10 protein-coding genes, 2 tRNA genes and 1 pseudogene are annotated in these 12,176 nt (G+C 54.0%); 6 read left to right on the top strand and 7 right to left on the bottom strand.

Annotated elements, in window-relative coordinates; genetic code table 11:
* Positions 1 to 14: 14 nt before the first annotated feature.
* Together OCH02_RS02195 and OCH02_RS02190 are read left to right on the top strand one after the other, a co-directional pair.
* Entirely contained in the window at positions 15 to 2,390 is a 2,376-nt protein-coding gene (locus OCH02_RS02195) for a glucose/quinate/shikimate family membrane-bound PQQ-dependent dehydrogenase (protein ID WP_261429584.1), read from the top strand.
* 292 nt (positions 2,391 to 2,682) lie between these two features.
* Positions 2,683 to 2,877, top strand: a complete 195-nt coding sequence (locus tag OCH02_RS02190; protein WP_261429582.1) for a hypothetical protein — start codon at positions 2,683 to 2,685, stop codon at positions 2,875 to 2,877.
* Here OCH02_RS02190 and OCH02_RS02185 read toward each other — a convergent pair whose 3' ends face one another.
* Positions 2,878 to 4,134, bottom strand: coding sequence for an MFS transporter (locus tag OCH02_RS02185; RefSeq protein ID WP_261429580.1), 1,257 nt, complete (start codon positions 4,132 to 4,134; stop codon positions 2,878 to 2,880). It abuts the gene before it with no gap.
* An 80-nt stretch (positions 4,135 to 4,214) separates the two neighbouring features.
* The gene (locus OCH02_RS02180) at positions 4,215 to 5,522 is read right to left on the bottom strand and encodes an alpha-glucosidase/alpha-galactosidase (protein WP_261429578.1); all 1,308 of its coding nucleotides are present in this window, start codon (positions 5,520 to 5,522) and stop codon (positions 4,215 to 4,217) included.
* Between the two features lie 200 nt (positions 5,523 to 5,722).
* Between OCH02_RS02180 and OCH02_RS02175 the strand changes: the two genes are divergently transcribed.
* A complete protein-coding gene (locus OCH02_RS02175) occupies positions 5,723 to 6,562 on the top strand; it encodes an AraC family transcriptional regulator (protein WP_261429575.1) in 840 nt (279 codons plus the stop codon).
* Between the two features lie 3 nt (positions 6,563 to 6,565).
* Here OCH02_RS02175 and OCH02_RS02170 read toward each other — a convergent pair whose 3' ends face one another.
* The 3 genes from OCH02_RS02170 to OCH02_RS02160 all read right to left on the bottom strand — a co-directional run bounded on the left by OCH02_RS02170 (position 6,566) and on the right by OCH02_RS02160 (position 8,835).
* Positions 6,566 to 8,017 carry an EmmdR/YeeO family multidrug/toxin efflux MATE transporter gene (locus OCH02_RS02170; RefSeq protein WP_261429572.1) on the bottom strand — a complete coding sequence of 484 codons (1,452 nt, stop codon included), beginning with the start codon at positions 8,015 to 8,017 and terminating at the stop codon, positions 6,566 to 6,568.
* A gap of 136 nt (positions 8,018 to 8,153) precedes the next feature.
* Entirely contained in the window at positions 8,154 to 8,552 is a 399-nt protein-coding gene (gene gspS / locus OCH02_RS02165) for a type II secretion system pilot lipoprotein GspS (RefSeq protein ID WP_261429569.1), read from the bottom strand.
* A gap of 193 nt (positions 8,553 to 8,745) precedes the next feature.
* A tRNA-Ser gene (locus OCH02_RS02160) sits at positions 8,746 to 8,835 on the bottom strand.
* A 92-nt stretch (positions 8,836 to 8,927) separates the two neighbouring features.
* Between OCH02_RS02160 and mtfA the strand changes: the two genes are divergently transcribed.
* Positions 8,928 to 9,716 carry a DgsA anti-repressor MtfA gene (gene mtfA / locus OCH02_RS02155; protein ID WP_261429566.1) on the top strand — a complete coding sequence of 263 codons (789 nt, stop codon included), beginning with the start codon at positions 8,928 to 8,930 and terminating at the stop codon, positions 9,714 to 9,716.
* A gap of 102 nt (positions 9,717 to 9,818) precedes the next feature.
* Positions 9,819 to 9,894: transfer RNA gene (locus OCH02_RS02150), tRNA-Asn, on the top strand.
* 79 nt (positions 9,895 to 9,973) lie between these two features.
* On the opposite strand, the pseudogene OCH02_RS02145 reads toward OCH02_RS02150, so the two are convergent.
* Together OCH02_RS02145 and OCH02_RS02140 are read right to left on the bottom strand one after the other, a co-directional pair.
* Positions 9,974 to 10,156, bottom strand: a pseudogene (locus OCH02_RS02145) (hypothetical protein); the annotation flags it as partial.
* Positions 10,157 to 10,426: 270 nt separating this feature from the next.
* A complete protein-coding gene (locus tag OCH02_RS02140; RefSeq protein WP_261429565.1) occupies positions 10,427 to 10,702 on the bottom strand; it encodes a hypothetical protein in 276 nt (91 codons plus the stop codon).
* Between the two features lie 181 nt (positions 10,703 to 10,883).
* Here OCH02_RS02140 and OCH02_RS02135 point away from each other — a divergent pair, with 181 nt between their 5' ends.
* The gene (locus OCH02_RS02135; protein ID WP_261110615.1) at positions 10,884 to 12,149 is read left to right on the top strand and encodes an MASE1 domain-containing protein; all 1,266 of its coding nucleotides are present in this window, start codon (positions 10,884 to 10,886) and stop codon (positions 12,147 to 12,149) included.
* Positions 12,150 to 12,176 lie beyond the last annotated feature (27 nt).

The raw sequence follows: 12,176 nt of genomic DNA, 5'->3' as shown, positions 1-12,176 counted from the left end.
GTAAGGATAATACTATGCAAAATAAAGCATCATTGTCGCCGCTCATCATCATCACGGCATTATTTGCCGCGCTGAGCGGGCTCTATCTGCTGGGAGGCGGCATCTGGCTGGCCAAACTCGGCGGTTCGCTGTATTACATCATTGCCGGCCTGGTGTTGCTGGTTACCGCCTGGCTGTTGGCTCGCCGCCGCGCCACTGCCCTGCTGCTGTATGCCGTATTTTTACTCGGCACCACAATTTGGGCGCTGTGGGAGGTTGGCCCGGACTTCTGGGCGCTGACGCCACGTCTGGACGTCACCTTCTTCTTCGGCCTGTGGCTGGTATTGCCGTTTATCTATCACAAGCTGATTGCCAGCGGCAAGTTGGCCTACAGCGCACTGAGTATCGCGCTGGTGTTTACCGTCGCAGTACTGGCCTACGCGGTGTTTAACGATCCGCAAGAGATCAACGGTACCCTTGAACCGGCCCAGGTGAAGGTTGCCCCTCAGGCATCAGACGCCGATTGGCCGGCCTATGGCCGTACGCAGGAAGGCACGCGTTATTCCCCACTGAGCCAGATCAATGACAAGAACGTCGGTCAGCTCAAGGAAGCCTGGACCTTCCAGACCGGCGACCTGAAAACCGCCAACGATCCGGGGGAAATCACCAACGAAGTGACCCCGATTAAAATCCGCGACACGCTCTATCTGTGCACCCCGCACCAGAAGCTGTTCGCGCTGGACGCGGCCACCGGCAAGCAAAAGTGGCAGTTTGATCCTCAGTTGAAGTTCAACCCTACCTTCCAGCACATTACCTGCCGTGGCGTCTCTTATCATGAGACCTCTGCCGCCGCAGGCAACGCCAGCGACGCCTCTCCGGCACAGTGCGCACGCCGCATTATCCTGCCGGTGAATGATGGCCGCCTGTTTGCTTTGGATGCCGAGACCGGCAAGCCTTGCGCCGACTTCGCCAATAACGGCGAACTCAATCTGCAAAGCAATATGCCGTATGCCACTCCGGGCCATTATGAGCCGACCTCACCGCCGGTGATCACCGACAAGGTGATTGTCATTGCCGGTGCGGTGACCGATAACTACTCCAATCGCGAACCTTCGGGCGTGATCCGCGGTTTTGATGTCAACAGCGGCAAACTGCTGTGGGCGTTTGATCCGGGTGCAGATGATCCCAACGCCATCCCGGCGGATGAACACCACTTCACGCCGAACTCGCCAAACTCCTGGGCGCCTTCAGCCTATGATGCCAAGCTGGATATCGTTTACCTGCCAATGGGGGTGACCACTCCGGATATCTGGGGCGGCGATCGCACGCCGAACATGGAGCGCTACGCCAGCGGCCTGCTGGCATTGAACGCTTCTACCGGTAAACTGGTGTGGTTCTATCAAACGGTGCACCACGACCTGTGGGATATGGACGTACCGGCCCAGCCAACGCTGGCGGATATCACCGACAAGAGCGGCAACAAGGTGCCGGTGATTTATGTGCCGACCAAGACCGGTAACATCTTCGTTCTTAACCGCACCAACGGTGAGCTGGTAGTTCCTGCACCGGAAAAACCGGTTCCGCAAGGCCCGGCCAAGGGCGACCGTCTGTCACCGACTCAGCCTTTCTCTGAGCTGACTTTCCGCCCTGAGAAAAAACTGACCGGTGCAGATATGTGGGGCGCCACCATTTATGACCAACTGGTTTGCCGGGTGATGTTCCACAGCCTGCGTTATGAGGGCACCTTCACCCCGCCTTCCGAACAGGGCACTTTGGTATTCCCGGGTAACCTCGGCATGTTCGAATGGGGTGGCCTGTCTGTCGATACTGACCGTCAGGTGGCCATCGCCAACCCTATCGCGCTGCCGTTTGTATCAAAACTGATCCCACGCGGCCCAGGCAACCCAATCGAGCCGCCGGTCGGCGATAAAGGCGGCAGCGGTACCGAGGCCGGCGTCCAGCCGCAGTACGGTGTGCCGTTCGGCGTGACCCTGAACCCGTTCCTGTCGCCACTTGGCCTGCCGTGCAAACAGCCTGCCTGGGGTTACATTTCTGCGGTGGATCTGAAGACCAACGATATCGTGTGGAAAAAACGCATTGGTACCGTGCGCGACAGCTCTCCGCTGCCGCTGCCGTTCAAAATGGGTATGCCGATGTTGGGCGGACCGGTCTCAACCGCCGGGAATGTGTTCTTTATTGGCGCAACGGCGGACAACTATCTGCGTGCCTTCAGCGTGACCAACGGTGAAAAACTGTGGGAAGCGCGGTTGCCGGCCGGTGGCCAGGCGACGCCAATGACCTATGAGGTCAACGGCAAACAGTACGTGGTCATTTCTGCCGGCGGCCATGGTTCCTTTGGCACCAAGCTGGGCGACTATATCGTTGCTTACGCACTGCCAGATGAAAAATAATCGTCGAGTTTAGCCCTATCACAGAGCACGCCATCCGGCGTGCTCTTTCACGATAAACACTCCCGCAAAACCTTCCCTACAATAAATTTCACCTCACATGTTGATAATGATTATCATTCGCAATATTATAACTGCGTTGGCCCCGGCAGTGGCTGACAATCATCTCAATATGACAGGCAGTAGACTGGCGGCCGCTTTCGGGCGGCCCTCTTTGGAGACATATGATTCAACACCGCAGCAGACAAAAAATCGCTATCGTCCTCCCCATCCCTACCGGTACGGGGAGTCTTGCATGAGCCAACAACCTCTGACCGCCATGCTGATGCTGGTTTATGTGCTGCTGATGGTGCCGGCGCTGTTTGCGATCGACAACCGCCTGAGCGCGACCCGCTGGGCCCAGGGCCGCCTGCTGCGCAAAACGCTGCAAACCGGGTTTATCATTGCCCTGACATTGCTGTTCTTTAGCCTCATGACGTTATTGTATTGATTAATTCGCCGCCACCGGCAGTACGCCCTCCTGTTTCACCACCGCGACCTTGCCGCTCAGGGCAAAGGCCGATATCAGGGTAAACAGCAGGGCAATGCAGCCGAGGATCAGATACGAGGTTTTAAAGCCGTAGTTGACGTACATCAGGCCCGCTGCATAGGACATGCCGATGGCCGATAGCTGCTTGAAGAAGCAAAAACCCCACAGGTAAATCGAGGCGGAAAGATTCACGTTAAACTGGGTGGTAATGTATTTGAAAATGCCCACCAGCAGGAACGGCACCTCAAACATATGCAGGGTTTTGAGGAAAATCACCGCAGTCACCGAGTCCGCCTGAGACGAACCGATAATCCGCACCGACATAATCACCCCAGCAATCAGTAGCGCGTTCTTGCCCCCAATGCGGTTGATGATGAGTGGCGCAAAGAACATGATAAAAGCGTTGAGGAACTCACCCAGCGTGGTGACATAGCCAAACGCCTGAGTCCCGGTATGTCGGTCGCTGAAAAACGAAGTGAAGAAGTTGGCGAACTGCTGATCGAACACGTCGTACACGCAGGCCACCCCGACGATATACATCACCAGGCACCAAAATTTGCGCATTTTCAGCAGGCTCAACGCCGCTTTCAACTTGATCGGTTTGTGGTTCAGCGCCAACCCGTCCGCCACTGCCAACGTGTTGTTTTGCTCAGGTTTAAACATATAAAGCAGGCCAGCCAACACCAATGCAAAGCTCGACGCCAGCCAAAACGCAAACTGGTTATTAATGGTAAACATATAGCCGACGATCGACGCGCAAATCGCCCAGCCAATGCAGCCAAACAGCCGGGCACGACCATACTCAAACTGGCTGCGGCGGCTCACCTTCTCGATATAGGCTTCAATTGCCGGCGAGCCTCCACTGCACACCAACCCCAGGTAAATCCCGCACAATAGTGCCCCGAGCACAAAGTGGGTTTGCAGCAGCGGCGAGAAGACATAAATAAACAGCGGCGCCAGAAACAGCAGCAGGAAAATGATCATCCACAACAGGTGTTTCTTCAGGCCAAACTTGTCGGTGACAAAACCAAAAATCGGCTGGAACACCAACGCAAACAGCGCCATGCAGGCGAATACCAGACCGGTTTGTTGCTGGCCGAGTTGGTTGACGTCATGCAACCAGATCGGGAAGAACGGCAGCACCGCCCCCATGATAAAGAAATAGAAAAAACAGAAGGCACCGAAGATCCAAAAGTTCTTGTTTTTTAAATAAAACATGGCTCACCATCCCATTTATGACGGCGCAGGAAGCCCTGCGCCTTGTGCGTTTTGAGGAGGTAATACAGTCAGTTCAGCGATCAGTGGTAGGCGGGAAGCCAGTTGCCGTGGGCCTCAATCAGTTCATCGCAGAGTTTACGAATATCATCTATCGACAGCTCGGCTGAAGTATGCGGATCCAGCAGTGCCGCGTGGTAAATCGCCTCGCGTTTATGGGTTACCGCCGCTTCGATAGTCAGCAGTTGGGTATTGATATTGGTGCGGTTGAGCGCCGCCAGTTGCTCCGGTAAATGACCCACGTAACAGGGTGAGATCCCCTGCCCATCCACCAGACAAGGCACTTCAACGCAGGCTTCGGCAGGCAGGTTGGTAATTAAACCGGTGTTGAGCACATTGCCACCAATCTTGTACGGACGATCGGTTTCCATCGCTTCAATAATGTACGATGCATATTCATGAGTGCGGGTATGAGTCAGGTTGGCGTCATTGGTCAGCGCCAGCTTGCGTTGCTGCCATTGTTCAATCTGCTCAATACAGCGGCGCGGGTACTCGTCCAGCGGAATGTTAAAGCGCTCAATCAATTGCGGATAGTTGCGCTTGATCCAATAAGGCATGTACTCGGCGTTATGTTCCGATGACTCGGTAACATAATAGCCAAAGGTTTTCATGATTTCATGGCGCACCATATCATCGTGCTTGCCTTGCAGCGCATTGGCGCGACGCTTGATTTCCGGGTACAGATCCTCGCCATGGCGGCGAACGTCCAGCAACCAGGCCATATGGTTAATGCCTGCGATGTGGAACTGGACATCATCGGTAGGCATATCCACGCTTTTCAGCAGCGTCTCTGCACAGACCTGAACGCTGTGACACAACCCCACCGTTTTCACTTCGGTATGGCGCAGCATGGCACCGGTTAAGGCCGCCATCGGGTTGGTGTAATTCAGCAACCAGGCATCCGGACATACCGCCTCAATATCCCGGGCGAAATCAAACATCACCGGAATGGTGCGCAGTGCGCGGAATATGCCGCCTATCCCCAGGGTATCGGCAATGGTTTGCTGCAGACCATACTTTTTAGCGATGTTGAAATCGGTGATGGTGCAAGGATCGTAACCGCCAACCTGGATGGCGTTAACCACATAATTGGCATTTTTCAACGCCGAACGGCGATTTTCCACCCCAAGATAGGGAGTAATCTTCGCCCTGCCGGCGTTAATATTACGGTTGATATTGCTGAGCATGGCGAAAGATTCATTGAGACGGGCGCTATCAATGTCGTACAGCGCGATATCCACCTCTTTCAATGCCGGCGTTGCCATGATGTCGCCGAGTACGTTCTTGGCGAAGATAGTACTGCCTGCGCCCATAAAAGTGACTTTAATCATCCTATTTCTCCGCTGCACTGGTTTTCGATAGGCTGAAATTACCCTGCGACCTCGAATCCAGATATGGATGAATGTGACCTCATTATGGCGAAAAATGACGCAGCGTAAAAACTGTGAGCCAGGTCTGGATTTGACGTTTACCTACTCAATGCACGACAGCTACACTGTTAACGTGGACAAGAAAACCAGGACAATGACTGATGCATAAGAGTTTTACCCTGAGCCGCACCGACAATATTGAGCTGAATCTCTACCAATATGGTGAAGAGAACTGCGACAAAGGGCATAGCTTTGGCCCTGCGGTTCGACAGCACTATCTATTTCATTATGTGATAAGCGGAACCGGCGTGCTGCACAGCGAATACGGTGCATTTCCGGTGGTTGCCGGAGAAGGTTTTCTGATCCATCCGCACGACGTAACCACCTATCGCGCCGATAAAAAAGATCCCTGGCATTACATGTGGCTGGAGGTCGACGGACTGGTGGCCGGCAAGATTTTCGAAGAGTGTCGCCTGAGCCGCCAGTTCCCGATTTATCGCCCCCGCAGGAGTGATGAGACACCCCAGGCCCTGCGTTACTTACGCCGCATCGTCACTCATGACGACGAGCACCGCCTGCAAACTCTCGGCCTGTGCTATCTGTTTTTTTCTGCGTTGATCGACAATGCACTACAGGGCAGCGACGAACACCCCAGCGACAAGGCGCAACATCTGCACAAGGCGGTCAAACTGATTGAAAACCGCTATCACGAGCATCTGACCATTGAGCGCCTGGCTGCCTACTGCAATATCAACCGCAGTTACCTGTGCCGATTGTTCAAGGGGGCTTACGGTATCGGGCCAAAGGAGTACTTGCTTAACTTTCGCATGACGCTCGCCACCAGCCTGCTGCGCAACAGCCGGACAGCGATAAAAGTGGTGGGGATCTCGGTCGGCTATGAAAACCAACTGCACTTTTCCAAAGCCTTCAAACAGGTCCACGGCGTATCACCGGCCCAATGGCGGCAGGAAAATAATCAGCCAGGGTTAGCTGACCGCTAAGGGTCACTTCACCACGGTCTCTTCCTCAGTGACGTTCGATTTTATCCGCGGGTACTTCCATAACCAACGCCCACTGACCATGCGCCAGTAGAACAGTGCGCCGCGCACCGCCCAATCCATAAACATTCCCAGCCAAACGCCGACCACCCCCATCCCCAACATAATGCCCAGCGTATAACCGGCCACCACGCGGCAACCCCACATGCCCAGCATCGACACCCACATGGCGAAACGAGCGTCACGCGCGCCTTTCAAACCGGCGGGTAATACCCAGGAAGCGGCCCAGATGGGCATAAAGGCGGCGTTGAGCCAGATAAGCACCTTTACTACCTCTTTCACGTCATCCTGTTGGCTATAAAACGAAGCGAATACCCCTGCCAACGGCGCTGTACCCCAGGCAATGACCGTCAGCCCAAGGGTCGCCAGCCAGAATATGTGGCGCAGCTGCCGTTCCGCCTGGGCTATCTGCCCTTTCCCCAGGCGCTTTCCGACAATAATGGTCGACGCAGATCCCAGGGCATTGCCCGGCAGGTTAATCAGTGAGGCGATAGAGAAAGCGATAAAATTGCCGGCGATGACGTTGGTGCCCATACCGGCGACAAACATTTGCGTCAGTAATTTACCGCCGTTGAACAATACCGACTCGATGCTGGCGGGGATGCCGATGCCCAGCACCTCCCACAAAATCGTCAGTTTTAACGGGCTAAAATAACTCTTTAGCGTGATATGCAGCGCCGGGTTAAAACCGATCATCAGCACGTAAATTATTGCTATCGCACCGATATAGCGCGAAATGGTCAGCCCCAGCCCGGCACCGACAAAACCCAGCCCATGCCAGCCCAACATGCCATAAATCAGGATGCTGCTGATGATGATATTCAGAATATTCATGCCGCCGTTGATCAACAGCGGGATCTTGGTATTCCCGGCACCGCGCAACGCACCGCTGCCAATCAGCGCAATGGCCGCCGCCGGATAGCTCCAGACCGTGGTTTGCAGATAAGAAAGCGCCAGCGCTTTCACCTGCGGCGTGGCGGCACCGGCGATCACATCGATAATTTGTTCGCCCGCCAGATGGATCCCCACTGCCAACACCAAAGCCACCAAGGTCATTAAAACCAGGGACTGGCGCGCTGCTGCCCGGGCTCTTTTGCGATCCCGCTTGCCCAGGCTGAAGGCCACCACCACCGTGGTGCCCAAATCCACCGCGGCAAAGAAAGAGATAATCACCATGTTGAAGCTGTCTGCCAGCCCGACCCCGGCCATCGCCTCCTTACCGATCCAGCTCACCAGAAAAGTGCTTAGCACCCCCATCAGCAGGACACAGGCATTCTCCATGAAGATCGGCACCGCCAGCGGCGTGATCTCACGCCAAAACAGGACGCGGTAGCTTTTGCGTTTGGGGTACCAGGGAGTATTTTCCACACGCTGGCGTAGGGCAGCATATAAATTCAAGATCGGCTCATGGGATAAAAGTGAAACAACATTTCAAATAATGAGCGACAGATGCTTATCCTGCAAAGAATATTTTAACCGCAGGTGCGGATGGGGTATGACGGGCGAAGCATGCCACACCCGTGCATTGCAGGAGCTATTCCATATAGTCTTCCTGATCGGACTTGGCTGCGGCAATAAAGTTCTTGGTATGATTGTTCAGTGCAGCGCACTTATCGCTCAGTAATTGACGATCCTCCAGTATGGCCAGATAACGAGCCTGAGCCAGTGCCGGCAACTGCTGATAACCCGTGGCCTGGGTATCCCAGCCACGATGTTCCGCCACTCGCATCGCGGTACGTTGCAATTTGACGTCATCCGGGATGTCCTGGCGGTGACAGTTTTGCCGCAGGAAGTGGCTGCTCGCCAACATGGCAGAAAGCTTGTCCAACTGCGTTTGCAGCGGCGTTGGCGGCTTATGTGCCGTTTGCTGGCAGCCGACAAGAAATAGTAAGGCCGCAGCCCCCAAAGTTGAAATGCGTAACACAGTTAACATAGCGATTACCCTTAAAAAAGTGATGGTTGAAATCAGCTTAGGCGAGCGGGTAAATACTGCAAGGCAGTGAGTGAACTCAGGGGAAAAAGGACAAAACTTTTGGCAGGGCGTGAGTCAGGCAAAATCTATCATTCTGCGAAATACTATGTGTGACGGGGATCGTTGAAAGAATTTTATCTAAGTGATTGAATAATGGCGGAGAGAGGGGGATTTGAACCCCCGGTAGAGTTGCCCCTACTCCAGTTTTCGAGACTGGTCCGTTCAGCCGCTCCGGCATCTCTCCTTCAAGTGCTTGCTATCATGCCCCTTTTTGCGGCATTTTTACAGAGTTAGCCTCCAGCCGAATGTTCAAGTGACGACTTTACGAGCAACGTGATGATTAAATGGCCGTGGAAAACGCATCAACCGCAGGCGGAGACGCTTGCCCAGTGGCAGGACGCACTGGCAATTCCCCTGCTCTCTCCGCTGGATGAGCGGGAACAACAACGGCTGATCGCCGTTGCCGGGCAGATCTTGCAGCAAAAAAGCATCGTCCCGTTGCAAGGGCTGGTGTTGACCTCGCAAATGCAGGCGCGTATTGCCCTGTTGTTCGCCTTGCCGGTGCTGGAACTGGGCGCCGAGTGCCTTGACGGTTTCAATGAGATCCTGCTCTACCCTACGCCGTTTGTGGTAGAGGATGAATGGCAGGACGATTTCGGCCTGGTGCACTCCGGGCCGGTGGTGCAATCCGGCCAAAGTTGGGAACAGGGGCCCATCGTGCTCAACTGGCAGGACGTGCAGGACTCTTTTGATCTTTCCGGCTTTAACCTGGTGATCCACGAAGCGGTACACAAGCTGGACATGCGCAACGGCGGCAGTGCCACCGGTATTCCGCCGATCCCGCTACGCGATATCGCCGCCTGGGAACATGACCTGCACGCCGCGATGGAGAACCTGCAGGACGAGATCGACATGGTCGGCGAAGAAGCCGCCAGTATGGACGCCTACGCTGCGACTGATCCGGCCGAGTGTTTCGCGGTCCTGTCGGAGTATTTTTTCAGTGCGCCCGAACTGCTGGCCAACCGTTTTCCGGTGATGTACCAGCATTTTAGTCGTTTCTATAAGCAGGATCCTCTCGCACGATTACAGCGGCTTCAGGCCGAAAATGGCGCAGAATACCCATAACCCGGCCCGCATTGCTCAGATGCTGAGCAGTCGCACCGAATGGGTGAATTTAGCGTTGACACATTCTGGGTGGCTGGATATGATGCGCCCCGTTCAGACAATTCCTCTGTAGTTCAGTCGGTAGAACGGCGGACTGTTAATCCGTATGTCACTGGTTCGAGTCCAGTCAGAGGAGCCAAATTCGAAAGACCCGCTTAAGGAGACTTAGGCGGGTCTTTTGCCGTTTGGTATTATTGAATCTCTGACCGAATCAGATTTTATCCATAACGATGCCGCGTTAACGGTGTTGAAGGTATAGCGTCAGTGCTTTCAGCCAGGAAGCGATATAGCTTTCGAGCGGTATACGAATGACTATGGGCACCAAACACTCTGTAGATCTCGGAAATCACCTGCATCGTCGCGTCTTCAATCATTCCTTCATTACGGCATAAAAACCAGGGTTCTTGCTGCACGTGCCCACCGCAACACCTGAGCACAGGAAGATGTTTGGTAAATTCCGTGCAGAGCAACAGTACCTATCCTGTAATGCATACCGACTGGGTATGGCCAACGGAACGATCTCTGAAGTGACGCAATCGTCGTATAACAATTGTAATGGGCTTTCACTTCGCTTAGAAAAATCAAATCCATTAATATTATGGATTGGCAACCTATAACAATATGAGCTTTATGAAAAACGACGTTGAATTGACTTAATAAATTAAATCAACTCATGAAAAGTAACGTCCAACGCCAGTGTTTTTCATGCCATTTAGCAACTTACCACCGACCTGCTGCAATAACCCTCTGGCATGCTGATATTGAACGTCAAGTTGACGATTTTGCTGCATACTGGCATTTAGGGAAAATAACACCGTCCCCTCTTTCATCACAAATACCGGCTCGGCGATACGTGCGCTATGGCCTACAGAAGTTAAAGAACAAAACAGCACCATAGCTGCTGCAAATACCAATACGATGCCACCGAACAATTGAATGTTTTTCATAGCGGATAAACCTCAGTAATTGAGTGGTGCAAATTGACGATTCGGCGCAATGCCGTAACGTGGAGTGAAGTATAAAGACGCATTGGAACAACGAATATCTGACTAGTCAGAAAAGCAATTCGTCGCTAAACCTATAGAGTGGCTGTTAATATTTATCGCAAAGACGACAAGGGAGATAAGCATGGGTGCCGGGCGTATTCCACGTCGTTACGGCTTGTTACGGTGGCTGATCTTTGTCGCGGTTTACTTCTTACTCGCCACCATCAGTCTCGAAACACGCGATCCCTGGAGCCTGTCCAGCACCATTTGGTTGCCGGCCGGTCTGTTGCTGGGCGTATTATGCACCCGTTCCCCGGCACAGTGGCCGATGTGGGCGATCAGCGCCGGCGTACTGCATTTTTCGGTCAGCCTGCTGCACGATCGCCCCTGGGATATTGCGCTGGCGTTCGCCCTGCTCGATTTAGCGATCATTTGCCCGCTGGCGTTAATCTGGAACGGGCTGCAGCGCTATTCAAACGGCTTGTCGCACCCGGGAGAAACGTTGCTTTTGCTGGCCGGCGTGTACCTTGCCAGCGCCGTAGGTGGCCTGTTCAGTGATTTAATTCTTAAAGCTCTCGGCTATCCGACGCGGGTTTCACACTTCATCAGCTGGGGAATTTCCAATGCTACCGGCTGCCTGGCGATCGCGCCGCTATTTATTATCCATCGTTTGAATCATGGCCAGTGGCAGTGGCCCACCCGTCAGCAAGCCTTTATTGCAGCGTGGACTTTTCCGTTAGCTATAGCCATTTTTTTCCTGCCTTCCAGTCTGTTAAGCAACGACCTGCTGAATAACGCTTTATTGTATTCCGTGCTGGCGCTATCGCTGTTGCTGTCCGCTTTGTTGCCCCTGCTGCCGCTGGCGCTGTACTTTATTCTGCTCACGCTGCTGGTTAGTCTGGCGACGCTCTATGGCTATGGCCCATTTCGCCCGGCGTTGGCCGGCATGCAGGCGGTCGAGGCTTCACAGCTGTACTTGCTGATGATCATCTCACTGGGTTTGTTAGTGGCAACGCGGGAACAACGACATCGTTCCAGGCGCCAACAGACGCAGCAACAGCAGCTATTGCTGGACGCGTTGCTGCAAGCCCGCCACCCAGCCTTTTTTCGCCTGTCGGCGGAAGCTGAACAGTTGGATTGGCAGCCACACGACGCCGTTTTCGGCATGCCGCCACGTCAGTTAGCCAATCTGACGCTGCTGCTGGCGCATGTTCACCCTGACGATCGCGAGGTGCTGAAAACATTGCTGCGCACCGCAGGCGAAACACGGAATACACCGCAATATTGCTCATTACGCCTACTGCTGCCCGATGCACATTATCATCATGTCGAATGCCGTTTGTTGCACCATCCGCAACAAGGGGTGGCCGGCGTATTGGCACTGGCGAAAGCGGATTCACTATACTGATTGCATTGCCTGCTCCGAGGAGTCATT

This window comes from Serratia quinivorans (genome assembly GCF_946227985.1).
Taxonomy (GTDB): domain Bacteria; phylum Pseudomonadota; class Gammaproteobacteria; order Enterobacterales; family Enterobacteriaceae; genus Serratia; species Serratia quinivorans_A.
This window is presented reverse-complemented; position numbering and strand designations above follow the sequence as displayed.